Here is a 26,234-nt window from a genome sequence, read left to right on the forward strand (position 1 = left end):
CGCGCGGCGCGGCGCGCGTCAGCGGCGGCGGATGTCGGCTCGGCGGCTGGCGAGGTAGACGAGCACGCCGGCGACGACGGCGCCGCCCATCGTGGTGAGCCAGTACGGCAGCGTGACCGCGGCGTGCCCGGTGGCGGCCTGCACGACGCCGGCGACGAAGCTCAGCACGGCGACGACGAGCAGCACGGCGGCGACACCGACCATCGCGCGGCCGGCGGTGTCGGTGTATTCGAGAAGCTGTCGCCACATGCTCCCATTGTCGCATCGCACGGCTGAGCATCCGGCCAGCGCGCACCCGGCCAGCGCGGACCCGGCCAGCAACACCCCGCCGCACAACGAGAACGGCCCCCGATGCCGAAGCACCGGGGGCCGTTCGTCGTACGAAAGCTACGAACGCTTAGTTGTAGGTTCCGGGGGTGTAGTCATCCGAGCTGAAGCTGTCGAAGTCGACGAAGCTCAGGTCGTTCTCGCTGAAGGCCGAGTCGTCGGCGAAGATGCGGTTCGGGTAACGCTCCGCCTTCGCCTCCTCGGTGGCCTCGACCGTGACGTTGCGGTAGCGAGCCAGACCGGTACCGGCCGGGATCAGCTTTCCGATGATCACGTTCTCCTTCAGACCGATCAGCGGGTCGGACTTGCCCTCCATGGCCGCCTGCGTCAGAACGCGGGTGGTCTCCTGGAAGGACGCGGCCGACAGCCACGACTCGGTTGCGAGCGACGCCTTGGTGATACCCATGACCTCCTGGCGAGCAGACGCAGTCTTCTTGCCGGCGGTCAGAGCAGCACGGTTGAGCTCGTTGTACTTCGACCGGTCGACCAGCTCACCGGGCAACAGGTCGGTGTCGCCGTGCTCGACGACGGTGACCTTGCGCAGCATCTGCCGCACGATGACCTCGATGTGCTTGTCGTGGATCGGAACACCCTGCGAGCGGTAGACGCCCTGCACACCACCGACGAGGTGCTTCTGCACCTCACGGACACCCTTGACACGAAGAACTTCCTTCGGGTCGACGGCGCCGACGATGATCTGCTGGCCGAGCTCGACGTGCTGACCGTCCTCGACGAGGAGGGTCGAGCGCTTGAGCACCGGGTAGGCGTGCGGCTCGTCGCCGCTGTCCGGGGTCAGGATGACCTTGCGGCTGCGCTCCGTGTCCTCGATGGTGATGCGTCCGGCAGCCTCGGCGATCGGGGACGCACCCTTGGGGGTACGGGCCTCGAACAGCTCCTGCACGCGGGGAAGACCCTGCGTGATGTCGTCTGCGGATGCGGAACCACCGGTGTGGAACGTACGCATGGTCAGCTGGGTTCCGGGCTCACCGATCGACTGGGCCGCGATGATGCCGACGGCCTCGCCGATGTCGACGAGCTTGCCGGTGGCGAGCGAGCGGCCGTAGCAGGCAGCACACACACCGACGGCCGACTCGCAGGTCAGCACCGAGCGCACCTTGATGTCGGTGACGCCGGCAGCGACCAGGCGGTCGATGAGCACGTCTCCGACGTCGTCTCCGGCCTTGGCCACGACGGTGCCCTCGGGGGACACGGCGTCGGCGGCCAGGGTACGGGCGAACACCGAGTTCTCGACGTTGGCGTCGCGCACGAGCACGCCGTCAGCACCGGGAGCGGCGATCGGGAGGTCGAGACCCTTCGTGGTGCCGCAGTCGTCCTCACGGATGATGACGTCCTGCGAGACATCCACCAGACGACGGGTCAGGTAACCCGAGTCGGCGGTACGGAGGGCCGTGTCGGCCAGACCCTTACGGGCACCGTGCGTCGCGATGAAGTACTCCGCCACCGACAGACCCTCGCGGTACGAGGAGATGATCGGGCGCGGGATGATCTCACCCTTCGGGTTGTTCACCAGACCACGCATACCGGCGATGTTGCGCACCTGCAGCCAGTTACCACGGGCGCCCGACGTGACCATGCGGTTGATGGTGTTGTCGGCCGGGAAGTTGGCACGCATGGCCTCGGCGACCTCGTTGGTCGCTTCGGTCCAGATCTTCACCAGTTCCTGACGACGCTCGAGGTCGGTCGTGAGACCCTTCTCGAACTCGGCGGTGACCTTGGCGGCCTTCTTCTCGTAGCCGGCCACGATCTGCGGCTTGTTCGGCGGGGTGAGGATGTCGCTCAGCGACACCGTCACACCGGAACGGGTGGCCCAGTAGAAACCGGCGTCCTTGATGCGGTCCAGCGCAGCCGCGACCTCGACCTTCGGGTAACGCTCGGCGAGAGCGTTCACGATGCCCGAGATCACGCCCTTGTCGGCGACCTCCTCGACGTACGGGTAGTCCGCCGGAAGCGTCTCGTTGAAGAGCGCGCGACCGAGGGTCGTCTCGACGATGGCGGTGATGCCTTCGACGCCGGTGTCAGCGGCGTCCGACGGAACGTAGTCGTTCAGACGGATCTTGACCTTGGCGTTGAGGTGCAGCGAACCCTGGTCCTTGGCGAGGATCGCCTCGGAGACCGACGAGAACGCACGTCCCTCGCCCTCGGCGCCTTCACGCACGGTGGTGAGGTGGTGCAGACCGATGATCATGTCCTGCGAGGGCAGGGTGACCGGACGGCCGTCCGACGGCTTCAGGATGTTGTTCGATGCGAGCATCAGGATGCGGGCCTCGGCCTGGGCCTCGACCGACAGCGGCAGGTGCACAGCCATCTGGTCACCGTCGAAGTCCGCGTTGAACGCGGCGCAGACGAGCGGGTGCAGCTGGATGGCCTTGCCCTCGACGAGCTGAGGCTCGAAGGCCTGGATGCCCAGGCGGTGCAGGGTCGGTGCGCGGTTCAGCAGAACGGGGCGCTCGCGGATGATCTCCTCGAGCACGTCCCAGACCTGCGGACGCGAACGCTCCACCATGCGCTTGGCGGCCTTGATGTTCTGCGCGTGGCTCAGGTCGATCAGGCGCTTGATCACGAACGGCTTGAACAGCTCCAGCGCCATCTGCTTGGGCAGACCGCACTGGTGCAGCTTCAGCTGCGGACCGACGATGATGACCGAACGGCCCGAGTAGTCCACGCGCTTTCCGAGCAGGTTCTGGCGGAAACGACCCTGCTTACCCTTCAGCATGTCGCTGAGGGACTTGAGGGCGCGGTTGCCGGTACCCGTCACGGGGCGTCCGCGGCGGCCGTTGTCGAACAGTGCGTCGACGGCCTCCTGCAGCATGCGCTTCTCGTTGTTCACGATGATCTCGGGAGCCCCGAGGTCGAGCAGGCGGCGCAGACGGTTGTTGCGGTTGATCACGCGGCGGTACAGGTCGTTCAGGTCGCTGGTCGCGAACCGGCCACCGTCGAGCTGCACCATCGGGCGAAGCTCCGGCGGGATGACCGGGACGACATCCAGCACCATTGCGGCCGGCGAGTTGCCGGTGGCGAGGAAGGAGGAGACCACGCGCAGACGCTTGATCGCGCGGATCTTCTTCTGACCCTTGCCGTTCGCGATCTGGTCGCGGAGCAGCTCGGCCTCGGCGGCCAGGTCGAACGAGAGCAGGCGACGCTTGATCGCCTCGGCGCCCATGTAGGCCTCGAAGTACAGGCCGAACCGGTCGACGAGCTCGTTGAAGTCCGCGTCCTCGGGCTTGAGGTCGCCGACCTTGAGGGTGCGGAACGACTCCCACACACGCTCGAGACGAGCGATGTCCTCGTCGTACGACTTGCGGATCTGGCCCATTTCCTTCTCGGCCGTGTCCTTGACGCGACGCTTCTGGTCGGCCTTGGCGCCTTCTTCCTCGAGCGCGGCGAGATCGGTCTCGAGACGCTGGAGGCGGTCGGCGATGCGGCTGTCGCGCTGGTCGGACAGGGTCTTGATCTCGAGGCGGAGCTCGTTCTCAAGTCCGGGCAGGTCGGCGTGACGGCCTTCCTCGTCGACCTCGATCACCATGTAGGCGGCGAAGTAGATGACCTTCTCGAGGTCCTTCGGCGCCATGTCGAGCAGGTAGCCGAGACGGCTGGGGACACCCTTGAAGTACCAGATGTGCGTCACCGGAGCGGCGAGCTCGATGTGGCCCATGCGCTCGCGGCGCACGGAGGACTTGGTGACCTCCACGCCACAGCGCTCACAGACGATGCCCTTGAAGCGGACACGCTTGTACTTGCCGCACGAGCACTCCCAGTCACGGCTCGGCCCGAAGATCTGCTCACCGAACAGACCATCCTTCTCGGGCTTCAGCGTGCGGTAGTTGATCGTCTCGGGCTTCTTGACCTCACCGTAGGACCAGCGACGGATGTCGTCAGCGGTGGCCAGGCCAATACGCAGCTCATCAAAAGTTGTTGCGTCGAGCAATTTTCCTTCTTTCCTGGAAAAAGTTTCGTCAGTAATGGTCTGGCTCAGATCTCGTCGATCGACGAGGACTCGAAGCGCGAGGAAATGTTGATGCCGAGCTCTTCGGCGGCACGGAACGCTTCATCGTCCGCGTCGCGCAGGCTGACCGCCTGGCCGTCGGCCGAGAGGACCTCGACGTTCAGGCAGAGCGACTGCATTTCCTTGATGAGCACCTTGAAGGACTCCGGGATGCCCGGCTCCTGGATGTTCTCACCCTTGACGATGGCCTCGTACACCTTGACGCGGCCGAGGATGTCATCCGACTTGATGGTCAGGAGCTCCTGCAGCGCGTACGCGGCACCGTAGGCCTCGAGGGCCCACACCTCCATCTCACCGAACCGCTGTCCACCGAACTGCGCCTTACCACCGAGCGGCTGCTGGGTGATCATCGAGTACGGACCGGTCGAACGGGCGTGGATCTTGTCGTCGACCAGGTGGTGCAGCTTCAGGATGTACATGTAACCGACCGATACGGGATCGGGGTACGGCTCACCGGAACGGCCGTCGAACAGCTGGGTCTTACCGGAGGATCCGATGAGACGGTCGCCGTCGCGCGTCACGTTCGTGGAGTCGAGCAGGCCCTCGATCTCGGCCTCGGCAGCACCGTCGAACACCGGGGTCGCAACCTTGGTGTTCGGGGCGGCGCTGTGCGCGGCCTCGGGAAGACGGGCGGCCCACTTGGGCTTGCCCTTGACCTCCCAGCCCTGCTTGGCGATCCATCCGAGGTGGATCTCGAGCACCTGGCCGAAGTTCATTCGTCCGGGGACACCCAGCGGGTTGAGGATGACGTCGACCGGCGTGCCGTCGGCGAGGAAGGGCATGTCTTCGACCGGGAGGATCTTGGAGATGACACCCTTGTTGCCGTGGCGGCCGGCGAGCTTGTCGCCCGCGGTGATCTTGCGCTTCTGGGCGATGTAGACCACGACGCGCTGGTTGACGCCCGAGCCGAGCTCGTCGTCGCCGTCCTGCGAGTCGAAGACCTTGACACCGATGATCGTGCCCTCTTCACCGTGAGGAACCTTGAGCGAGGTGTCGCGCACCTCACGGCTCTTCTCGTTGAAGATCGCGCGGAGCAGGCGCTCCTCGGCCGAGAGCTCGGTCTCGCCCTTCGGCGTGACCTTTCCGACCAGGATGTCGCCGGGACGGACCTCGGCACCGATCCGGATGATGCCGCGCTCGTCGAGGTCGGCCAGGAGGTCCGGGCTGACGTTCGGCAGATCGCGGGTGATCTCTTCCTTACCGAGCTTGGTGTCGCGGGCGTCGACCTCGTACTCCTCGATGTGGATCGAGGAGAGGGTGTCGTCCTTCACCAGGTTCTGGCTCAGGATGATCGCGTCCTCGTAGTTGTGACCCTCCCACGGCATGAATGCCACGAGCAGGTTCTTTCCGAGTGCGAGCTCGCCGTTCTCGGTCGCGGGGCCATCGGCGATGACCTCTCCGGTCTCGATCCGGTCACCCTCGCTGACGATCACGCGGTGGTTGTACGACGTGCCCTGGTTGGAGCGGTCGAACTTGCGCAGGTAGTAGGTCTTCGTGCCGCCCTCGTCGAGCTGGATGGTGACGGCGTCAGCCGACACCTCCGAGACCACACCGGCCTTGTCGTTGATGAGCACGTCGCCGGCGTCGATGGCTGCGTAGCCCTCCATACCGGTTCCGACCAGCGGGCTCTCGCTGCGGACGAGCGGCACCGCCTGGCGCTGCATGTTCGCACCCATGAGGGCGCGGTTCGCGTCGTCGTGCTCGAGGAACGGGATCAGCGACGTCGCGACCGACACCATCTGGCGCGGGGAGACATCCATGTAGCCGATCTCGTCGGCGGGGATCAGGTCGACCTCGCCACCCTTCTGACGAGCCAGGACGCGGTCTTCTGCGAAGTGGTTGTCAGCGGTCAGCGGAGCGTTGGCCTGGGCGACGATGAAGTCGTCCTCTTCGCTGGCGGTCAGGTAGTCGATCGTCTCAGTGACCTTGCCCTTGACGACACGACGGTACGGGGTCTCGATGAAACCGAACGAGTTGATCCGCGCGAACGATGCGAGCGAACCGATCAGGCCGATGTTCGGGCCTTCCGGGGTCTCGATCGGGCACATGCGGCCGTAGTGCGACGGGTGGACGTCACGGACCTCGACACCGGCGCGCTCACGGCTCAGACCACCGGGGCCGAGGGCCGAGAGGCGGCGCTTGTGGGTCAGACCCGCGAGCGGGTTGTTCTGGTCCATGAACTGCGAGAGCTGGCTCGTTCCGAAGAACTCCTTGATCGCGGCGACGACGGGGCGCACGTTGATCAGGGTCTGCGGCGTGATGGCCTCGATGTCCTGCGTGGTCATGCGCTCGCGGACGACGCGCTCCATGCGGGACAGACCGGTGCGGACCTGGTTCTGGATGAGCTCGCCGACCGCGCGGATGCGACGGTTGCCGAAGTGGTCGATGTCGTCGACGTCGAGACGGATCTCGACAGCCTTGCCATCGCGCACACCCGAGAAGGTGGTCTGGTTGTCGTGCAGCGAGACGAGGTACTTGATCGTGGCGATGATGTCGCTCACGGTCAGCACCGAGTCGCTCAGCGGAGCGTCGATCCCGAGCTTGCGGTTGATCTTGTAACGACCGACCTTCGCCAGGTCGTAGCGCTTCGGGTTGAAGTAGAAGTTGTCGAGGAGCGCACGCGCGGCCTCGGCAGCGACCTGCTCGCCCGGACGCAGCTTGCGGTAGATGTCCTTGAGCGCCTCTTCCTTCGTGAGGATGGCGTCCTTCTCGAGGGTGAGCTCGATCGACTGGAAGCCCTTGAACTCGGAGAGGATCTCCTCGCTCGTCAGACCGAGTGCCTTGAGGAACACGGTGACGGACTGCTTGCGCTTGCGGTCGATGCGAACGCCGACCTGGTCGCGCTTGTCGATCTCGAACTCGAGCCAGGCACCGCGGCTCGGGATGATGCGAGCCGAGTAGATGTCCTTGTCCGACGTCTTCTCGGGCGTGCGCTCGAAGTAGACGCCTGGGCTGCGGACGAGCTGCGACACCACGACACGCTCGGTGCCGTTGATGACGAAGGTGCCCTTCTCGGTCATGAGGGGGAAGTCGCCCATGAAGACGGTCTGCGTCTTGATCTCACCGGTGAGGTGATTCATGAACTCGGCCTCGACGTAGAGAGGAGCGGAGTAGGTCTTGCCCTTCTCCTTGCACTCGTCGATCGAGTACTTCTTCTCTTCGAGGAACGGGTTGGTGAACGAGAGCTGCATCGTCTCGCCGAGGTCTTCGATCGGGGAGATCTCTTCGAAGATCTCCTCGAGACCGGTGTTGCTGGGCAGATCCTGTCGGCCCTGCTCTTCGGCCTCGGCGACGCGAGCCTTCCACGCGTCGTTACCGACGAGCCAGTCGAAGCTCTCGGTCTGCAGTGCGAGCAGATCGGGAACGGTGAGGGTGTCTGTGATCTTTGCGAACGAGAGACGGGATGCGTTCCGTCCGTTCTTGGGTGTCTTGTCGTTATTGGTTGCGTTGCGCGCAGCAGCCAAGGAAATAACCTCCGTGGGCCCCGTCGGGCCTCAGTTACTGTCGGTCAGAGTGAGTAGTTTGTGAACGAGAACTCCCAGGGATGTCTTCGGCGCCTATCTGACTCCTTCTGGAGCCCAGGCGCGCACATCCGAATAGCAGAGCCGACCGCAATATGAAGGCAGATGTTCGTCAGGGAGCGCAAAGAACAACTATATGTCAAATAGACGCGCCGTGTCCAGTCTTTTCTTGACCATGCGCGCCGACTCCTGTATAACCCCACCCATTCCCCCGCTATTCCCAGCCTGCTGAGCCGGCTTCAGCGCCGCCGGGAAGGTGCGACTCCGCCCTCGAGACGCAGGCGCTGCAGGGAGTCGACGGTGGCGATGATGGCGTCCTCGCGCGTGCGCGGCGTCCAGCCGAGCATCCGGTGCGCCTTCTCTGCGCTCGCCCGGCGCACCGCGCCGATGTCGGGGAGCGCATCCCGCACCGAACGGCTGAACGGCGCGAGGGTCTTCAGCACCCAGTCGGGCATCTCCTTCGTCGTGATCCGCGCGCCCGCGGTGCCCAGATGACCCCGGATGAGCAGGGCGGCCTCCTGCGCACCGATCACGTCGCCCGCGATCGCCAGGAACCGTTCGCCCAACGCCTCGGGACGGATCATCGCCAGCAGGTGCAGGGCGGCGACGTCGCGCACGTCGACGACGCCGAAGCTGACCCTCGGGAGCCGCGGCAGACGCCCCTCCATGATCGCCTTGACGAGCTGCACCGAGGTCGAGTAGTCGCTGCCGAGCGCCGGGCCGAGGATGCCCACCGGGTTCACCGTCGCGAGTTCGAGGGCCGCGCCGTCCCGCACCCCGCCTTCGGCGGCGATGAAGTCCCACGCCGCGCGCTCAGCGATCGTCTTCGACTTCGGGTACGCACTGACGTGGACTCCGCTGTCGAGCTCGGTCCAGTCCTCCTCGGTGAACGGGCGGTCGGTCGGCTGGTGCCCGTAGCCGATCGCGGCGAACGACGACGTCTGCACGACGCGCTTCACCCCGGCATCCCTCGCCGCCCGGAGCACGCGCATCGCCCCGTCGCGAGCCGGGGCGATGAGGTCGTTCTCGTCCTTCGGCTGGGTGGCCGGGAACGGTGACGCCACGTGCAGCACGTACTCGCAGCCGTCGACGGCCGCCGCCCAGCCGTCGTCGGAGATCAGATCCGCCACGGCGAATGTGAGGGCGTCGCCCGCGTCGTCGATCCCGCCTCTGGCCAGCTGGGCGCGCACATCGGCGGCCCGGCCGGGGGTCCGGATGGTCGTGCGGACCTCGTATCCGGCGTTCAGCAGGGCGAGCACGCAGTGCGCACCCACGAAACCGGACCCGCCTGTCACCAGTACCTGTGCAGTCATGTCCTGATCCTCCCCCGGTGTCGCGGCATCCGGTACCTCTTCGGGCCTTTCGCGGGCAGCTCTCGGCGGTTGGACACGGGCGGTGCGGCGTCGCAATTCCGGAAGTCTCGGGCAACACGCCGGGGCGCGCTCAGGAGCGCACGAGGGCGATCGCCTGCGCGCGGTCGCGCACGGCCAGCTTGGCGAAGAGGGAGTTGATGTGCGTCTTGACCGTCGCGACGCTGACGAAGAGGGCCGCCGCGATCTCCCCGTTGCTCAGGCCGTCGGCGACCAGCGCGAGCACGTCCGCCTCGCGCCGGGTGAGCTGCGGGAAGCGTGCGACCAGCGCATCGGCCGGCGACGCGTCGCGGGCCGATGCGGAGCCGGCTGCAGCGGTGAGTGAGTTGACGAGCAGGGCGCCGACCTCCGGCGCGAAGGTCGACTGGCCGCGGGCGACCGCGCGCACGGCCGCTGCCAGCTCCGCGCGTCCGGCGTCTTTCGTGAGGTATCCCTTCGCGCCGGCGCGCAGCGCCCCCAGGATCGACTCGTCGTCGGCGAAGGTCGTGAGCACCAGGATGGCCGTGCCCGGCACCTCGCGCACGATGCGCTCCGTCGCGGCGACGCCGTCGAGCACGGGCATCCGGAGATCCATCAGCACGACATCCGGATGCTCGCGCACGGCGGCCGCCACCGCCTGCGCACCATCGGCCGCCTCGCCGACGACCTCCACATAGGGGAGCAGGGAGAGCACGGTCACGAGACCGTCGCGGATGATCGCCTGGTCGTCGGCGACCACGACCCGGATGGCGGGCTCGGCGTCCACGCCACCCGCGCCCGCTCCCGGCATGCTTCCGCCCGCGCTCATCGCAGCACCGCTTCGGCCGTGACGACGAATCGGTCGCCCTCGACCCCGGCAGCGGCGGAACCGCCGAGCGGAAGAGCGGCGAAGCGTTCGCGCATCCCGTCGATGCCGTGGTGGCCACCGGACGCGGCGAGCGCCGTGCGCCCGTGCTCGGTCAGCGGATTGGAGACGGTGAGACGCACGCGCCCATTCTGCCCGGCCGCCGGCCACTCGATCGAGATCCGCACCGGCTCGCCCGGGGCGTGCTTGCGCGCATTGCTCAGCGCCTCCTGTACTGCGCGCTGCAGCGCCGCCGCCTGGGCGGCCGTCAACCGCACCGGCTCCCCCGCCGTCGTCAGGTCCACCGAAACGCCCAGCGAACGATGCGCCGCGAGCAGGTCGGCCACCGAGGTCTGGAACGCGTCCGGCTCCACCGGGCCCTCCTCACCGGCCGGGTCCCGGAGCGCCGCGACCGCACGACGCGCCTCGCTCAGCCCGGTGGCCGCGAGCGCGCGCGCATCCGAGACCCGCGTCGTCGCCGCCTCCACATCGCGCGCCTCGAGCAGCGCCTCCACGGCATCCAGCTGGATCACCAGGCCGCCGAGACTGTGCGCGAGCACATCGTGCAGGTCGCGCGCGATGGCGATGCGCGATGCCTCCTCACGCATCGCGAGGTCACGCTCGCGCAGGAGTGCCATTTGCTGCTCGCTCTGCCGGAACTGCCGCCGGCTCAGGCCGGCGAAGGTGGCGAGCAGAACGCCGCCCATCATGGCGAGCACCGCGACGACCGGCGTGCCGAACGGGACGGCGCCGACGGCGATCAGCGCGATCGTCACCAGTGAGAGCCCGAACCCGATCGACGCCGGCACCGCGACCGTCGCCATCACCGCGAGCACGCCGACGGCTGCCGGCACCACCGCGACGCCGTTGGTGGGCGCGGAGACGAGCCCGCCCAGCACCGCGGAGAGGATGCTGAGGGCGACGCTGACCGTGCCGTAGCCGAACAGCACGGCGATGCCGCGCGCGATCCATGCACCGGTCGAGACGAGCGCGACCGCGAGCACCCAGGTCGGTCGGCCGGTCGTGTCGTTCACGATGAGCGACCAGCTGACGACGACGCCGCCGACCAGGTTCAGCGCGAAGGCCAACCAGCTCGGCGACGTCGAAGTGTTCACACGTCCATCATGCTGTGACAGCGGCGTGCCGATCGAGTCGTGCGGCGAAGACCACGGTGCGGGCGGCGCGGTTGGCGGCCAGCATCAGCAGGATGACGCCGGTCGAGGCGGCGAGGTGCGACCCGGCCATCCCGGCCAGCACGTCGATCCCGACACGCACCGCGACGACGACGATCCACAGCACGAGACCCCACGCGCCGGTGCGCGATTCGTACAGAGCGAGGTCGCGCCGGTCGCGTCCGTCGCGCCCGAGCTGCACGGGCTCCGGCAGCCGGCGGAAGTGCGCGATCGAGCCCATCCACGCGCCGATCCCCAGCGAGATGACCAGTTCGACCACCAGCACGCCCAGGTCGAGGGCGGTGAGCGCGGCCGGCTTGACCGTCTGCACGAGCATGACGACCCCGACCAGCCCCATGATGGCGGGCACCCGCCACATCCGGCTCACGGCCACCGGGCGCCAGGTCATCTGGCGGAAGCCGATCCAGCTGATCAGCACCAGGATCAGGAGCGCGTTGCCGATCGTCTGCAGTGTCATGGGAGTGAAGCCTTTCGAAGTCGAGTGCCGGATTCCCGGCCTCTTCGAGTCTCGCGACAGCGCGTCGGCGGCGGCACCACCCACGGGTGGAGCGGCGGGTGGAGACTAGGCTGACGTCGTGGCAGCAGAGAATCCGTCGGTCGTCCTGAAGGAGAGCGGATACCGCGCCGTGATCGAGCCGGATCGCTTCGTGCCCGGCTCCTTCCAGTTGGTGGTCGACGGCACCCCGCAGTCGCACGTGAATCTCGACGACCCGTCGCAGCTGTTCTTCGAGTACATCCAGCGCATGGGCAACGTGATCGACCTCATCGGGGAGCCCGGTCAGCCGATTACTGCCGTGCATCTCGGGGCCGGCGCACTCACCCTGCCGCGGTACATCGCGTACACCCGGCCCGGATCGCGCCAGCAGGTCGTCGAACTCGAGAGCAATCTCGTCGACCTCGTGCGCGAGCACCTCCCTCTTCCCCGCTACGCCCAGGTGCGCGTGCGGCACGGCGACGCCCGCGAGGTGGTCGGCAAACTGCCCGGCGGCTTGCGCGGCTCGGTCGACCTGCTGGTGATCGACATCTTCAGCGGAGCCCGCACCCCCGCGCACGTCACAAGCGTCGAGTTCTACCGCTCGGCGGTGTCGCTGCTGGCCCCCGACGGCATCGTGCTGGTCAACGTGGCCGACGGCCCTCCGTTGTCTTTCGCCCGGAGCCAGGTCGCCACGCTCGGCGCGGTCGTCGAGAACGTCGCCGCCCTCGCGGAGACCCAGGTGCTCAAGGGGCGTCGGTTCGGCAACGTGGTGCTGGTCGGCTCGAATGCGTCGTTGCCACTCGACTGGCTGCCGCGCCTGCTGGCGAGCGGTCCGCATCCGGCCAAGGCGGTCGCCGGCGCAGAGCTCACGGCGTTCGCGGCGGGTGCTCCGATCGTGACGGATGCGACGAGCGTGCCGTCTCCTCCGCCCGCGCGCAGCATCTTCCAGTCCGGAACACGCCGCGACTAGCCCGTCGCAATCGAGTCCGGGAGAAATCAGGTTCGGTTCGTGCCGGACGACGATTTCGCCCGGACTCGCGTTCAGGCGTGGCGGAACGCCAGGCGCTGACCCGGGCGGAGCTGGGCGAACGCGTCGAGTGAGGCGTCAGCCACGACGGCGATCACGGGATACCCGCCCGTCACCGGATGGTCGGCGAGCAGCACGGTCGGGCGCCCGTCGGGCGAGACCTGCACCGCGCCGGCGACCATCGGCTCGCTCGGCAGTTCGCTGAGCACCGCGCGCTCGAGCACCGGCGACGGATGCGGCTCCGATCCTGCACGGTGGGCGGCGGCCCGCACCGGATCGAGGCGCGCCCCGATCCGATTGCTCTCGGCGCTCACCTCCCACTCCCTGTCATAGAACGCGTCGATCGCCGATGGCAGGAACCAGTCGGCCCGCGGCCCGCGATGCGCGCGGACCTCCACGACCCCGTCGGCGGGGAGCGCCACCGGCACGAAGTCGAGCAGTGGCACCGCCTGCGCCGGATGCTCCCCCACCGCGAGCACGTCGCCGGCAGTCAGCGGGGCCGGCCCGAGAGCCGAGAGCACGTCGCGCGAGCGCGACCCGAGCACCGGATGCACGTCGACGCCGCCCCGCACGGTCAGGTAGCTGCGCACGCCGGCCGTCGGCCGCCCGATCCGCAGCGTCGCTCCGGCCTCCGCGTGCACCGCGTCGTGCGGATCGACCGGTCGCCCGTCCAGGTCGAGCGACACCACGGCACCCGTGACGGCGAACCACGCCGGCTCCTCGAAGCGCACGGTGGCGCCGCCCAGCAGGAACTCGATGCCCGCGCATCCCTCGTCGTTGCCGAGCAGGCGATTGCCGAGCCGCAGGGCGGCGCGATCGAGCGCTCCGGATGCGCTCACGCCGATGGCGGCGAGGCCGGGCCGCCCCAGATCCTCGATCAGGGCGAGCGGTCCCGGCTCCACGATGCGCAGGCTCACGACGACTCCCTGAAGCGCACGACCGTCCCGGGGTTGAGCAGGGCTGGACTCTGCGGCGGGCGCGCGTCCTCGTTCCACAGCACGGCGTCCGTCGTGCCGATCAGCTGCCAGCCGCCCGGACTCGATCGCGGGTAGACACCGCTGAACTCTCCGGCGAGCGCGACCGAACCCGCGGGAACGCTCGTGCGCGGTGTCGCCCGCCGAGGCACGACGAGTCCGCCGTGGTCGGCGCCGGCGCTCCCCTGGTCGACGACGAGATAGGCGAACCCCGGCGCGAACCCGCAGAAGGCGACCCGCCAGAGCGTGCGGGTGTGGCGGGCGACGACCTCGGCGACGGAGACGCCCAGGAGCTCGGCCACCGCGGGGAGATCGTCGCCGTCGTACCGCACCGGGAGCTCGACGGTCTCCACGGAATCACCGTGCGACGCCTCCCCCTGTTCCGCCGCCGAGAGCCAGCCGTGCGCGACGCTCACGGGGAGCACGGCCGGATCGACGCTGACGCCGATGGTGCGCGCGGCAGGAACCAGGTCGACCACGCCTGGCGGGCGCGTCCGCTCCAGCTCGCTGTAGAGGTCGAGCACGGCAGTCAGGCTGTCCAGTTCGACGAGCAGCGTGTGGTCCCCGTTCGGCAGGATGCGCCTCGCCGGCGCCATCAGAACGCCTCCACCCGCACGCCCGCCGTCTCGAGCGCGGCACGGACCGCGGCAGCCATCGCCACGGCGCCCGGGGTGTCCCCGTGGACGCAGAGCGAGTCCACCTCGACCGCGATCTCGGTACCGTCGGCTGCGGTCACACGGCCCTCCGTCGCCAGCCGCACGGCGCGTTGTGCGATGGCGTCGTCGCCGCTCAGCACCGCCCCGGGCGTGCCGCGCTGAACGAGCGTGCCGTCGGCGAGATACCCGCGGTCGACGAACGCTTCGCGCACGAATCGGATGCCCGCACTCGTGGCAGCGTCGTCGACGGCCGACCCCGCGAGCCCCAGCAGGGCGAGGCCCCCGTCGAACGCGGCGACCGCCCGCACGACCGCTTCGGCCTGCGCAGGATCGGTGACGATCCGGTTGTAGAGCGCGCCATGCGGTTTGACGTACGTGACGGGCGCACCGGCGACGCGGGCGACGCCGGCGAGCGCGGCCAGCTGATAGAGCACGTCGCCGTACAGCTCTTCCGCCGGCACGTCCATGGCGCGGCGGCCGAACCCGGCGAGATCCCGGTACGAGACGTGGGCGCCGACCGCCACCCCGTTCTCGGCGGCGATCCGGCAGGTGCCGAGCATCGTCACCGGGTCGCCGGCGTGGAATCCGCAGGCGACGTTGGCGCTGGTGACGAGACGGAGCATCGCCGCGTCGTCGCCCATCGTCCAGGCGCCGAACGACTCCCCGAGGTCGCTGTTGAGGTCGATGGTGCGGTCCACCCCTCCATTGTGCCGAAGTTGTACTGATCGAAGTTGCGCGGAACGGTTTGCGCGATCAGCCCTCGGAAATGTCGTTGTACCGCTGGAGCATCCGGGCGAACGCCTCGATCTCGTCGGCCGACCAGCCGGCGAACCGCTCGGTGAGAGCGGTCAGCAGGGTCTCCGACGAGGTGCGGATGGACGCCTCTCCCGCCGGTGTGAGCCGCAGCGCCTGCCCCCGTGCTCGGCCCGACTCCGCGTCCGCCGACGTGATGAGGCCGAATTCGGCGAGCGCTCCGAGCTGACGGGAGACGGTCGAACGATTGTGCTGGAAGTGCGACGCGATGTCGATGGCGCGGCATCCGGGGTTGGCGGCGATGTACGACAGCAGGGACTGGTCGACGAACGACAGCGCCTCGTTCTCACGGCGGACGCGCGCGGTGCCCCGCCGGGCGATCGTGGTGAGTTCCTCCTGCACCGTGGCGATCGAGGAGGCGCGGTCGTGGCCGGTCATGAGCACAGCCTATCGACCGACTGGTTGCATTGTGCAACAATGTATGTTGCATTGCGCAACTCGCGCGCCTTCCCCCACTCGCTCTCAGATAGGACCCGCATGTCCGCACATCGCGTCGCCCCCCTGCTCCCACCGGTGCAGCGTCCTCGATTCTGGCCGCCCGCGACCCTGTGGAAGCATCTCGGCTCCCACCTGCTGATCCCGCTCATCCTCGGAGCCGGGATGGCGCTCGCCTACCTCGGGGCGTTCCACCAGCCGGCGCCGCACGACCTCCCGGTCGCGATCGTGGGCGAGGGGCCGGCCGCGCAGGTGTTTGCGCAGACCATGAACGACAAGGCGTCGACCGAGCTCGACGTCACCACGGTCAGCACGGCCGCGAAGGCGCGCGACCTCGTTGAGCACCAGAAGCTCGCGGCGGCCTATGAGGTGGACGGCGGACACGCGACGATCATCGTGTCGACGGCCTCGTCGGAGACCGTCGCGTCCGCTGCCCAGAAGATCTTCCTTCCCATCGCCTACGAGCAGAAGCTGCCCGTGACGGTCGATGACGTGCGGCCGACCGGCGTGCACGACAGCACCGGTCAGGGACTGTTCTTCCTGATGGTGGCCCTCACGGTCGGCTCCTACGCCGCCGCGATCGCCATCGCCGCGGTCGCGGGCAAGCTCGGGATCGGCTGGCGCGTCGCGATCTCCGCAGCCACCGGACTCGTCATCGCAGGCATCGGCGCCGTCGTCGCGGGCCCCATCTTCCAGGTGCTGAACGGCAACGAGTGGAGCATCTGGCTGCTCGCCTCGCTCTACTCGTTCGGCATCATCACGATCGGCGTCGGGCTGCATCCGGTTCTCGGGCGGTGGACGACGCCGACGCTGACGATCCTCTTCGTCATGCTGAACATCACCAGCTGCGGCGGCATCTTCCCGCAGACCATGCAGCCGGCGTTCTTCGCCGGGCTCAACACGTTCTGGAACGGCGCGGCCTGGCTGGATGCAGCCCGTTCGCTCACGTACTTCCCGGGCCAGGTCTTCGGATTCGACGGGCTGCGCCTCGCGCTCTGGGCGACGGCGGGCGTCGGGCTCATCGCGGTCACGCACCTGCTCAGCGTCCGTCGGCGCCGAATCGCCGACGAGAGCATTGCGGTCACGCGCGAAGAAGAGGAGTCGGTGGTCGCTGCGTAGCCGAATGCAGGCGGCCGGTCGGACGGCGTGCGGGCCGGCCGCTTCTCAGTCAGCTGCAGTTCTAGTCGGCCGCCGCCCGGGCGCGGTGCGCCCGCACCTTGGCCCGATTGCCGCAGCGCTGCATCGAGCACCAGCGTCGGTTGCCGCTGCGAGAGGTGTCGAGGTATACCAGGCGGCAGTCGTCCGCCGAGCACTCCCGGATACGGCCGCCCGCCTCGGCCCCGAAGAGCCGCACGGCGTCGCGGGCGACGGTTCCGAGCGCCTGATGCGGCCGCGCGTTGCTGCGCCCGGCCTGACGCCCGCCCCCGGCGAGCACCGGCGGGATGTCGGGCATCGCAGCGAAGAGGTTGACGATGTCGATGTCGTCGGGTGCGAGACCGTCGCCGTCGCTCGCCTGGCGGGCCAGCCGCCCGATGGAGGAGCGCAGCGTGCCGGCATCCGTGAACTCGCGCTCGCCGGCGGTCGGAGCCACCTCGGGGAATCGATCGGTCAGCCAGTCGTTCAAACCGGCGGCGTCGCGTACGGTCTCCCGCTGCTCCCCTGGATGGTCGGGGCCGCCGGTGTACGCGAAGTCGAGGGCCAGCGATCCCGAGTCGAACCACCAACGCTGGCCGTCGCTCGAATCCATCCATTGACCGGTACCGCGGGGCAGGATCGATTCTGTAGCCATCTAACCAACATATTCGGTTACGCGATCGCGGCAGTAATCGGCCGGCCAGGCGTCGGACCAGGCGTCAGGCGGTGGCGTCAGGCGGTGGCGTACTCCAGGTGCACGACGCCGTTCTCGTAGACGTCGGACGCCGCGAGCGCGAGCTTCGTCGTCACTCCGTCCGTTCCCAGCAGCCGTTCCCCCGTGCCGCGCACGACCGGATACACGAACAGGTGCAGCGCATCGACGAGCCCGTCGGCGAGGAGCGCCCGCACGAGCGATCCGCTGCCGCTGATGTAGACGGCACCCTCGACGCTGTCCTTCAGGGCGCGGATGGCCCCGGGATCGTATGCGCCGAGCGAGCGGGAGTTGCGCCAGACGGTCGCGCAGTCCCCATCGCTCAGTGACGAGCTCACGACCCACTTCTCGGTGTCGTTGAAGAACGGCGCGCCCGGGTCTTCGTCGGCCGTGCGGCCCGACCATGCCGGCGCGAACATCTCGAACGTGCGCCGGCCGAGCAGGATGGCGTCCGCCCCACCCGTGATCGCCGCGAGCGCCTCGCCCATCCTCGGGTCGAACCCGAACTCGAACGTCCAGCTCGGGTCTTCGTACACGCCGTCGAGCGCGACGAACTCGTGCACTGCGATCGTCCCCATCACCGGCTCCTCTCCTGTTGTCGGTGTCATCGAAAGGCGTCCCATCATCGTGGTCGAACTCTGCGTGGTCGTCAATCGACCAGCGGCCCGCCGCCCCATTGCCACGGTCCAGCCTTCGTGCGAACATGAGCGATACTCACACCCGGCGACCTCCCCCACTTCGAATATCGAAAGGATCACTCATGACCGATGCATCCGCCTCGTCACCGACCGTTGTGCTCGTCCACGGAGCATTCGCCGACGCGGGAAGTTGGGCCGCCCTCAGCGAACTGCTCCTCGCGGCCGGTGTGCGCGTCCTCGCTCCCGCCAACCCGCTGCGTGGAATCGCCAGCGACGCGGCGTACACCGCCAGTGTGTTCGCACAGATCGACGGGCCCGTCCTCGCCGTCGGACACTCGTACGGGGGCGCGGTGATCTCGAATGCTGCAACGCATGCCAGCAACGTGGTCGGCCTGGTCTTCGTCGCCGCCTTCGCCCCGGACGAGAACGAGGTTCTCGGCGAGGTCGAAGGGACCTCTCGCGACAGCGTGCTGGGGCCGGCACTGCTTCAGCGCACGTTCCCCACCGGCTCGGGCGCCGAGACCGCCGTCGAGCTCTACGTGAATCCCGAGTCGTTCCATCAGGTGTTCGCGGGCGACCTGCCCGAGGCGCAATCCGCCGTGCTCGCGGCATCCCAGCGGCCGGTGGCTGCGTCGGCTTTCGACGAGAAGTCCGGTACCCCCGCGTGGAAGACGTTGCCGTCGTGGGCCGTGGTCGCCACCGGCGACACAGCGGCAGGCGCCGACGTGATCCTGTCCATGGCAAAGCGGGCCAACGCGACAATCACCGAGCTGGAGGGGTCGCACGTCATCATGATCTCGCAGCCGCGAGCCGTCGCCGACGTCATCCTCACGGCGCTCAAGGCGGTCTCGCAGTGACGCAGCAACCGCCCGGATCCGAGACGCCGGACGACGCCCTCGCCAGCAAGCTCAAACGGACAGAACTGCAGCGCCAGGAGTCCTCGGTTCCGGGGCGGGAGATCGTCCAAGTGCTCACCGAGATCCCCGCGGGCGTGGAATCCGGGTGGCACACACACCCCGGCGAGGAGGTCGGCTACATCCTCGAAGGAACCGTCGAGATGAAGATCGCCGGGCGCGCATCGTTGACGTTGCACGCCGGCGACCCGTTCCTCATGCCCCCGGGCACGCCGCACAACGCACTCGACCTGGGACCCGGAACCGGCCGGATGCTCTCGACCTACTTCGTCGAGACCGGACGGCCGCTGGCCTCGTTCGTGGACATCACGTAGGACGACGGCCACGATGGCGTCGCGAGCCTGTCGCGCGACCATCTGGGCATAATAGGCGGATGACCGCTACGCGCCCCGACCCTGCGCTCCCCCTCGACGGCGCCACCGTGCGCCTGCGGGCCCTCACCTTCGCGGATCTCCCGGATCTCTTCGACGCGATCGGGCATCCGGAGGTCTTCGCCGGAGGCTGGGGTGGCGGGCCTGCAGCCTACCGCGACACCTACGAGGAGTGGCGCTCGTTCATCGTGGACTATCTGCAGTGGGATGCGGGCAACGTCTACGTGATCTGCCTGCGCGACCAGGGGGACAGGATCGTCGGTACCTCGACGCTCGGAGACTTCGACCTCGCGAACGAGTCGGCGCACATCGGCTGGACCGCCTACGCGCCCGAGGTCTGGGGCACGCGCGTCAACGCCGAGACCAAGCTCCTGATGCTCGGGGCCGCGTTCGACAACGGCTTCGAGCGGGTCAAGCTCCAGGCCGACGTGCTGAACGCCCGCTCCCGCGCCGCGATCGAACGGCTGGGCGCGAAGCCGGAGGGAGTGCTCCGGCACACCCAGCGCCGAGCCGACGGCACGTGGCGCGACACGGCGGTGTTCTCTGTGCTGCGCGAGGAGTGGCCGGAAGTTCGCGCCGGGCTCGAGTCACGACTGGCGAAGCCGCCGGTCGACGCCTAAGCGGGCCCTAGACGCGGCGGGCCGTCGAGCTCGCTGGCGGCGGAGGCGGCCATGCGCCGCTGCGCCGGCGAGACCTCGCGGTGCTGCCAGGAGATGAGGTTCGCCGCGTCGAACCGGCGTGAGCACGCACCGCAGGCGAGCGCGCGCGCCGGCTTGCGGTAGCGGTAGTGCGTGTGGCCGCTGGGGCAGGTGCCGACCCAGGGCGCCAGGTCGTCCGCGATCGCGCCGCCGTGCAGGCGCTTGCCCTCGTAACCGAGATCCAGCGCGATGGTCCGCCAGCGGGGACCGTGACCGGCGCGGGATCCGGCGAGCGCATGCGCAACCTCGTGCAGCAGGATCTGATGGATCTCGTCGTCGTCGTAACGCGAGGCGAGGTACCGGGAGACCGTGATGCGCTTCGCGGTGTAGTTGCAGAGTCCGGCGCGGGTCTTGGCGTTGTCGAAGTCGAACGACCACACCTGCGTGTCCAGATGCAGCGCGATCAGGGCGTTCGCCCAGCGCCGCACCCGATCGAGTTCGGCCATCAGCGCTCTCCCCGTGTGCGGGGCATCGTCGCGGCCGGTTCCATCATGTCCCGCATCCTACGCGGTGACACCGACCCCGTTCCAGGGCCGAGCCGCCGTGATCCGCCCGGATCAGCGGGCATCGTCCCCGGCATCCGGCTTCTTCGCCGCCGAGTTCTCGTCGACGAACGACTGCACGACGGCGACGGCGATGAGGGAGCTCTCGATCTCGGTGGGCGATGCACCCAGCTTCTCGCGCAGGAAGACGGCGGCGGTGACGTCGGCGAGCGCGTTCTCGTAGTCTTTCGCGTCGAAGTAGGCCTTGCCGCGGTTCTGCGCCGCAAAGGCCTCGAGAGCGGTCCACTCGTGCGCGCGGGACTCGTCGACGCATCCGGTGAGCTCGGTGATCGCCTCATCGAGCTTGCCCTGGAACTGCAGCACCTGCGCCCGGCGCACCCGAGCGCCGAGAAGCTGCTCGCGATCGCCCGTGAAGCGCGCCTGTCGCACCGCCTCGTTCGCCACATCCATCGCCTCGTCGAGGCGGTTCAGCAACCGGAGCAGCACCGCCTTCTCATTGAGCGCGCTGAGGCTCCGCAGGCTTCCGAGTTCGTCGAGACGGAGACCGGCGGCGCGGAGGTCGACGCGTTCGCGAAGAGTGGACGGATCGTAGCCGAGAATGATGCTCAGGGTTCTGCTCCAGGTCGGTGGTACCCCACCAGACTAGCCCGGCTGGCTGAGCGACTGCGCCGGTACCAGGGGAATCTTGAGGAGCTTGTCATCGCCGTCGCGCGGGCTTCCGCGGCCATCCGTGTTGTTCGTGAGCATCCACAGGTCGTTGCCGTGCACCACGACGTCGCGCAGCCGCCCGAAGTCGCCGTCGAAGAACGCCTTGACGGTCACCGGAGCGTGTCCTGCCGTCGGCCAGATCGTCCAGAGCCGCTCGCCGCCGAGCCCGGCCATGAAGATGGTGTCCCCCGCGATGGCCAGACCGCTCGGGCTCGCCTCGTCGGTCGGCCACTGGTAGACGGGATCCTTGTACTTGGGATCCTTGCCGATGCCCTCGACGTTCGGCCAGCCGTAGTTGGAACCGGCCGTGATGATGTTGAGCTCGTCCCAGGTGTTCTGCCCGAACTCGCTCGCCCACATGGTGCCGTACGCGTCCCAGCCGATCCCCTGCGGGTTGCGATGCCCGTACGACCACACGGGCGAGCCGGGGAAGGGGTTGTCGGCGGGCACGCCGCCATCCGGGGTCAGGCGCAGGATCTTGCCGCCGAGCGACGTGAGGTCTTGGGCGTTCGAACCGTTGGAGGCGTCGCCCGCGGTGACGTAGAGCATCCCGTCGGGCCCGAAGGCGATCCGGCCGCCGTCGTGATTCGACGCCTTCGGGATGCCCGTGATCACGTTGACCGGCGCGCCGATCGCATAGCTGCCCGGAACGCCGGTGAGGGGCAGCTTCACGACGCGGTTGTCGTCGTCGGTGGTCTCGTAGGCGTACAGGAAGGGCGGCGCGGAGACCTTCTGGACGGCGAGGCCCAGCAGGCCGCCCTCGCCGTCGTGCTCGACGCCCGGCACGGTGCCGGCCGTGCGCAGTTCGCCCTGCGGCATCCGTTCGATGATGGTGCCGTCGTCCCGCTGACTGATCAGGGTGGAGCCGCTCGCGAGCGGCACGATCGACCAGGGTGCATCCAGGCCGCTGGCGAGTGTCGTCGTGTGGCCGCTCGGCTGCCACGGGATGGCGGGGACCGCGGTCGATGTGCTCGACGGGGTCGGGCGCGGGGTGGGGGTGACGGTGCGCGTCGCGGTGGGCTTCGGCGATGGCTGCGTGCATCCCGTCAGCGTGATCGCAGCGGCGAGCACACCCACCAGAATCACCGCAGCCGTCCTGACCCCTCGATGCCCTCGGCTCATGGCGCCGCCTCCCTCTCCGACTGCGCTTCGTGCTGGTCATCGTAATGCTGCGCGGTGCGAAGACGTACAGGTCGGGATGCCCGAACGCGCGAGCGCCCCTCCGGATCATCCGGGAGGGGCGCTTGCGCAAAGAGCCTCCGACCCGTCTATGGACGGATCGGAGGCCGGGTCGATGACCCTCTACTCGACGACCTGCACGTCCTTCCAGAACGCGACGTAGTTGCTGTAGTCCTTGCCGACCCGCTCGAACGAGCTGGGGTACGGCGTGGGATAGCTCCACGCGCGGTCCTGCAGCAGGGCGCCGCCGTCTTTCACGGAGAAGTACTGGCACTCGCCCTTCCACGGACACGTGTACGGGGTGTCGCTCTTCTCGAGCAGGTCGGCGTTGACGCTGGCCGGCGGAAAGTACCAGTTGCCTTCGATGCGGATGAGCTCCGACTCCGGGGCTTCGGCGATGACGGTGTCGTTCAGAACAGCTTTCATGGGTGAACCTCCTGCATTCGGCAACACGGGAGGTGCACCGATCATTCCAGTGCTGAGGGCGCTCGCAGAATCGTCACAGACGACTCGGTGTCGAGGCGACCGAGCGCGGCGAGCTCCGGGGTGGTCCGCCCGGCGGCGATGTGCTCCTGCCCCGATACGGACGCCGTGAGCAGGTGCGCGACGGCGCCCCGCAGGCCCGTGAACGACGCGCACGCTGCCGCCGCCTCCGGAGACGCGTAGTCGATGCCGGCAGCGGCGAGGGCGTCGATGATCGCGCCGGCGGCGAGCTGGTCTTCGACGGCGAAGCGCGGGGAATCGGATGCGCTGGTCGCGCCGGATGCGCCGGATGCGCTGGTCGCGCCGGATGCGCTGGTCGCGCCCGCTGCGACGATCGAGATGAAGGCGCGACGGCCGAGCCGCACCTGCTCGTCGAGGATCCACTGCGCGACGGCGGTCGCGGTGGTGAAGCCGCCTGCGACGACGGCGGCCGATGAACTGATGCCCCGCGTCGCGCGCGGATCGATCCCGGTCTCGGCGCCGGTGCCGGTGCCGGTGACGGTGACGGTGACGGGAGGGAGCACATCCACCCAGACGACGACGTCGGCATCGGCTGCGGTCGCGACCGCGCCATCCGTACCCCAGTCGAAGCGCACCTGGTACTTCGCCTGCGTGTGCGCGGCGGGCACGGACAGCGCTGCGGCGTTCGGATTCGGGGTCGGTTGCAGCGTCGGTTCTGGGCTGGGCTCTGCGGCGTGTCTAGGGGTGGCTGGCTGGGTCACCGGGCCATCGTAGCCCGAGCGGAGCGGCCGCCGCGGTGCGTTTCGTCGGGTGACGGACGACGCATCTGGCGGCGGATCAGCTCGAAATCGTGGCGCGAGATCTCGATCACGCCACGGCGCAGCTGGTAGCCCCAGTTCGGATTGTCCCTCGTGAAATCGAGCACAGGGAGCAGCGGACGGATCGGCGCCGAGACGGCCTCGTGCTCCCACTCGACCCGGCGACGCCAGGGTCGGAAGTCCCCGGCGGGACCGCGCATCGTCGGACCCTGCGTGAGCTGGTACACGTCATCATCCGCGATGCGGCCGATGGCGGTGAACTCCTTGAGCGGATCGCCATCGGGATACGCGGTCTTCGGCGAGTAGTACACGAAGCCGTCGGCCGGCCGCATCTGCTCCAGTGGTGCCTTGGCGCCGTGGTTCACCTGAGCGATGCCCGCGGCGACACCGCGCAGCACGTGATCCTGCTGCACCACTCCCAGCCAGTACCGGATCGCCATGCTCCAGTTGTAGCGCATGCCTCCGTCACAGCCGCCTCCACAGCGTCGTGCCGCGGCGATCCGTCCACAATCCGTCCGGCGACCTCGACGGTCACGGCCGCCGCGGCCAGACTGGTCACTGACGAACGGAGCCGCCGGATCGACGCCGATCGGCCGCCCGTGTCGAAAACGGCGATTCCCGTTCGACGTGTAGGCAGAGGGCGGTTCGGTCCTCGCCACCACAAGGAGACGATCACGATGAAGTACATGCTCATTCTCAACGCTGACGAGCAGACCGAGAACGCACCAGGAGCTCCCTCCGATGATGAACTCGCGCGGATGGGTGCGTACAACGACGAGCTCATCAAAGCCGGCGTCCTGCTCGCCGGCGAGGGACTGCACCCGAGCTCCGAGGGAGCGCGGATCTCCTACGAGGGAGACGAGCGCGCCGTCACCGACGGCCCGTTCGCCGAGACCAAAGAACTGATCGCCGGCTTCTGGATCATCCAGGCGGCGACGAAGGAGGAGGCCCTCGAGTGGGCTCGCCGCATCCCGCTGACGAGCGGTCGCGTGGAGGTGCGGCGGGTGTTCGATGTCTCGGAGTTCGATCAGGAGAACGAATACATCAAGAAGGAAGTGGCGTGGCGCGAGCAGCACGGCGAAGCACGCACGGCCTGAATGAGCAGCGGCGGAGAGGCTGACGGCGCTGCCGGCGGCGCGGGAGACGGGGCGAGCGGCGGCGCGGGAGACGGGGCGGCCGGCGGCGGCACGGACAGTGCCGGCACGGTATCCAGTGCGAGGCTCGAGGAGACACGGCGCACGGTCGACGCCGTGTGGCGCATCGAGTCGGGCAAGCTGATCGCCGTGCTGGCCCGCCTGGTCGGCGACGTCGGCGTGGCCGAAGAGCTTGCGCAGGATTCGCTGGTCGCGGCGCTCGAGCAATGGCCGCGCACCGGGGTCCCCCGCAACGCCGGCGCGTGGCTGACGGCGGTGGCGAAACGGCGCGCGATCGACGGCTGGCGACGACAGGAGCGGCTCGGCGATCGGTACGCCCAGCTCGCGCACGACCTCGAAACAGAGCTCGGCGCCGACGACCCGGCCCGGGCCGTCGAGGAGACGATCGACGACGACCTGCTCCGCCTCGTCTTCATCTCGTGCCACCCCGTGCTCACGAAGCCCTCGCGGGTGGCCCTCACGCTCAAACTGCTCGGCGGGCTCACCACCGAGGAGATCGCCAGGGCGTTCCTCGCCCCGGTCTCCGCCATCGCCCAGCGCATCGTGCGAGCGAAGCGCACCCTCACAGCCGCCCGGGTTCCCTTCGAGGTCCCCGACCGCTCCGAGTTCCCCGCTCGGCTGAGCTCGGTTCTCGAAGTCGTCTACCTCATCTTCAACGAGGGCTACTCCGCCACGGCCGGCGACGACTGGATGCGACCCGCGCTCTGCTGGGAGGCGCTCCGCCTCGGCCGTGTGCTCGCCGAGCTCACGCCGCGCGAGCCGGAGGTGCACGGGCTCGTCGCTCTGATGGAGTTCCAGGCCTCGCGACTGGGCGCCCGCACGACGGCGAGCGGCGAACCGGTCCTCCTGCAAGACCAAGACCGATCGCGCTGGGACCGCATCCTCATCCAGCGCGGCGTCGCCGCGCTGGCGCGGTCCGAGAAGCTCGCGCGCGGCCGCGGACCATACGCGCTGCAGGCGGCCATCGCGGCCTGCCATGCCACAGCGCCGACGGCCGACGCGACCGACTGGGAAGAGATCGTCGCCCTCTACAGCGCCCTGGCCGAACTGAATCCGTCCGCCGTCATCGAGCTCAATCGCGCCGTCGCGCTCTCGATGGCATACGGCCCGCAGGCGGCACTCGACGTCGTCGACCGGCTCGTCATCGACGGCGCCCTGGCGGAGTACCACCTGCTGCCGAGCGTGCGCGCCGATCTGCTGCTGCGGCTGGGGCGCAACACCGAAGCGCGTCACGAGTTCGAGCAGGCCGCAGCGCTCACCTCCAACCAGCGCGAGCGCACGCTCCTGCTCGAGCGCGCTGCCGCCTGCTGACGCGCTACCGCC

26 protein-coding genes are annotated in these 26,234 nt (G+C 68.7%); 7 read left to right on the top strand and 19 right to left on the bottom strand.

All coding sequences use genetic code 11. The features are described from left to right. Positions 1-18: 18 nt before the first annotated feature. From PKE84_RS03705 to PKE84_RS03735, 7 genes are all read right to left on the bottom strand, one after another. The gene (locus tag PKE84_RS03705) at positions 19-249 is read right to left on the bottom strand and encodes a hypothetical protein (protein WP_271175866.1); all 231 of its coding nucleotides are present in this window, start codon (positions 247-249) and stop codon (positions 19-21) included. A 148-nt stretch (positions 250-397) separates the two neighbouring features. Next, positions 398-4,273, bottom strand: a complete 3,876-nt coding sequence (locus tag PKE84_RS03710; RefSeq protein WP_271175867.1) for a DNA-directed RNA polymerase subunit beta' — start codon at positions 4,271-4,273, stop codon at positions 398-400. Between the two features lie 44 nt (positions 4,274-4,317). Further along, complete coding sequence (gene rpoB / locus PKE84_RS03715) at positions 4,318-7,815, bottom strand: DNA-directed RNA polymerase subunit beta (protein WP_271175868.1); 3,498 nt, start codon at positions 7,813-7,815, stop codon at positions 4,318-4,320. Between the two features lie 296 nt (positions 7,816-8,111). Then, complete coding sequence (locus PKE84_RS03720) at positions 8,112-9,185, bottom strand: SDR family oxidoreductase (RefSeq protein WP_271175869.1); 1,074 nt, start codon at positions 9,183-9,185, stop codon at positions 8,112-8,114. 130 nt (positions 9,186-9,315) lie between these two features. Further along, on the bottom strand, positions 9,316-10,029 hold the full coding sequence (locus PKE84_RS03725) for a response regulator transcription factor (RefSeq protein ID WP_271175870.1): 714 nt from the start codon (positions 10,027-10,029) through the stop codon (positions 9,316-9,318). After that, a complete protein-coding gene (locus tag PKE84_RS03730) occupies positions 10,026-11,180 on the bottom strand; it encodes a sensor histidine kinase (protein WP_271175871.1) in 1,155 nt (384 codons plus the stop codon). Before PKE84_RS03730 ends, PKE84_RS03725 begins: the two co-directional genes overlap by 4 nt. A 7-nt stretch (positions 11,181-11,187) precedes the next feature. Then, positions 11,188-11,715 carry a hypothetical protein gene (locus tag PKE84_RS03735; RefSeq protein ID WP_271175872.1) on the bottom strand — a complete coding sequence of 176 codons (528 nt, stop codon included), beginning with the start codon at positions 11,713-11,715 and terminating at the stop codon, positions 11,188-11,190. Positions 11,716-11,833: 118 nt separating this feature from the next. Here PKE84_RS03735 and PKE84_RS03740 point away from each other — a divergent pair, with 118 nt between their 5' ends. Next, a complete protein-coding gene (locus PKE84_RS03740) occupies positions 11,834-12,703 on the top strand; it encodes a spermidine synthase (protein WP_271175873.1) in 870 nt (289 codons plus the stop codon). Positions 12,704-12,774: 71 nt separating this feature from the next. Here PKE84_RS03740 and PKE84_RS03745 read toward each other — a convergent pair whose 3' ends face one another. The 4 genes from PKE84_RS03745 to PKE84_RS03760 all read right to left on the bottom strand — a co-directional run bounded on the left by PKE84_RS03745 (position 12,775) and on the right by PKE84_RS03760 (position 15,581). Continuing rightward, on the bottom strand, positions 12,775-13,677 hold the full coding sequence (locus PKE84_RS03745; protein WP_271175874.1) for a 5-oxoprolinase subunit C family protein: 903 nt from the start codon (positions 13,675-13,677) through the stop codon (positions 12,775-12,777). After that, positions 13,674-14,330 (bottom strand): 5-oxoprolinase subunit B family protein, encoded by a 657-nt coding sequence (locus PKE84_RS03750; protein WP_271175875.1) that lies wholly within the window; start codon positions 14,328-14,330, stop codon positions 13,674-13,676. The genes PKE84_RS03745 and PKE84_RS03750 overlap by 4 nt, the downstream gene beginning before the upstream one ends. Beyond that, positions 14,330-15,076 (bottom strand): LamB/YcsF family protein, encoded by a 747-nt coding sequence (locus tag PKE84_RS03755; protein WP_271176178.1) that lies wholly within the window; start codon positions 15,074-15,076, stop codon positions 14,330-14,332. The genes PKE84_RS03750 and PKE84_RS03755 overlap by 1 nt, the downstream gene beginning before the upstream one ends. 67 nt (positions 15,077-15,143) lie before the next feature. Beyond that, positions 15,144-15,581, bottom strand: a complete 438-nt coding sequence (locus PKE84_RS03760; protein WP_271175876.1) for a MarR family winged helix-turn-helix transcriptional regulator — start codon at positions 15,579-15,581, stop codon at positions 15,144-15,146. A gap of 99 nt (positions 15,582-15,680) precedes the next feature. On the opposite strand from PKE84_RS03760, the gene PKE84_RS03765 reads away from it, so the two are divergent. Continuing rightward, positions 15,681-16,757: a hypothetical protein gene (locus tag PKE84_RS03765; RefSeq protein ID WP_271175877.1), complete on the top strand. Its 1,077-nt coding sequence runs from the start codon at positions 15,681-15,683 to the stop codon at positions 16,755-16,757. 61 nt (positions 16,758-16,818) lie between these two features. On the opposite strand, the gene PKE84_RS03770 is transcribed toward PKE84_RS03765, so the two are convergent. Beyond that, complete coding sequence (locus PKE84_RS03770) at positions 16,819-17,427, bottom strand: CGNR zinc finger domain-containing protein (RefSeq protein WP_271175878.1); 609 nt, start codon at positions 17,425-17,427, stop codon at positions 16,819-16,821. 77 nt (positions 17,428-17,504) lie between these two features. Continuing rightward, on the bottom strand, positions 17,505-18,062 hold the full coding sequence (locus tag PKE84_RS03775) for a dihydrofolate reductase family protein (RefSeq protein WP_271175879.1): 558 nt from the start codon (positions 18,060-18,062) through the stop codon (positions 17,505-17,507). A 182-nt stretch (positions 18,063-18,244) separates the two neighbouring features. Here PKE84_RS03775 and PKE84_RS03780 point away from each other — a divergent pair, with 182 nt between their 5' ends. Genes PKE84_RS03780 through PKE84_RS03790 form a run of 3 tightly spaced genes read left to right on the top strand, consistent with a single transcriptional unit; the run spans position 18,245 to position 20,027 of the window. Beyond that, on the top strand, positions 18,245-18,979 hold the full coding sequence (locus PKE84_RS03780) for an alpha/beta fold hydrolase (RefSeq protein WP_271175880.1): 735 nt from the start codon (positions 18,245-18,247) through the stop codon (positions 18,977-18,979). Beyond that, positions 18,976-19,350, top strand: a complete 375-nt coding sequence (locus PKE84_RS03785; protein ID WP_271175881.1) for a cupin domain-containing protein — start codon at positions 18,976-18,978, stop codon at positions 19,348-19,350. Before PKE84_RS03780 ends, PKE84_RS03785 begins: the two co-directional genes overlap by 4 nt. 59 nt (positions 19,351-19,409) lie before the next feature. Beyond that, complete coding sequence (locus PKE84_RS03790) at positions 19,410-20,027, top strand: GNAT family N-acetyltransferase (protein WP_271175882.1); 618 nt, start codon at positions 19,410-19,412, stop codon at positions 20,025-20,027. On the opposite strand, the gene PKE84_RS03795 is transcribed toward PKE84_RS03790, so the two are convergent. The 6 genes from PKE84_RS03795 to PKE84_RS03820 form a co-directional block, all read right to left on the bottom strand. Next, entirely contained in the window at positions 20,024-20,551 is a 528-nt protein-coding gene (locus tag PKE84_RS03795; RefSeq protein WP_271175883.1) for a SprT-like domain-containing protein, read from the bottom strand. The two genes, PKE84_RS03790 and PKE84_RS03795, sit on opposite strands and share 4 nt — an antisense overlap. Before the next feature lie 111 nt (positions 20,552-20,662). After that, a complete protein-coding gene (locus PKE84_RS03800) occupies positions 20,663-21,094 on the bottom strand; it encodes a hypothetical protein (protein ID WP_271175884.1) in 432 nt (143 codons plus the stop codon). A 156-nt stretch (positions 21,095-21,250) separates the two neighbouring features. After that, positions 21,251-22,438: a PQQ-dependent sugar dehydrogenase gene (locus tag PKE84_RS03805; protein ID WP_271175885.1), complete on the bottom strand. Its 1,188-nt coding sequence runs from the start codon at positions 22,436-22,438 to the stop codon at positions 21,251-21,253. Positions 22,439-22,618: 180 nt separating this feature from the next. After that, the gene (locus PKE84_RS03810; protein ID WP_271175886.1) at positions 22,619-22,921 is read right to left on the bottom strand and encodes a DUF427 domain-containing protein; all 303 of its coding nucleotides are present in this window, start codon (positions 22,919-22,921) and stop codon (positions 22,619-22,621) included. A gap of 41 nt (positions 22,922-22,962) precedes the next feature. Continuing rightward, positions 22,963-23,700, bottom strand: a complete 738-nt coding sequence (locus tag PKE84_RS03815) for a hypothetical protein (RefSeq protein WP_271175887.1) — start codon at positions 23,698-23,700, stop codon at positions 22,963-22,965. Then, a complete protein-coding gene (locus PKE84_RS03820; RefSeq protein ID WP_271175888.1) occupies positions 23,697-24,215 on the bottom strand; it encodes an EVE domain-containing protein in 519 nt (172 codons plus the stop codon). The genes PKE84_RS03815 and PKE84_RS03820 overlap by 4 nt, the downstream gene beginning before the upstream one ends. Before the next feature lie 219 nt (positions 24,216-24,434). Here PKE84_RS03820 and PKE84_RS03825 point away from each other — a divergent pair, with 219 nt between their 5' ends. Continuing rightward, positions 24,435-24,854 (top strand): YciI family protein, encoded by a 420-nt coding sequence (locus PKE84_RS03825; protein WP_271175889.1) that lies wholly within the window; start codon positions 24,435-24,437, stop codon positions 24,852-24,854. Beyond that, a complete protein-coding gene (locus PKE84_RS03830; protein ID WP_271175890.1) occupies positions 24,855-26,222 on the top strand; it encodes an RNA polymerase sigma factor in 1,368 nt (455 codons plus the stop codon). Positions 26,223-26,234: the final 12 nt, after the last annotated feature.

It is taken from the genome of Leifsonia poae (assembly GCF_027921845.1).
Classification (GTDB): Bacteria; Actinomycetota; Actinomycetes; order Actinomycetales; family Microbacteriaceae; genus Leifsonia; species Leifsonia poae.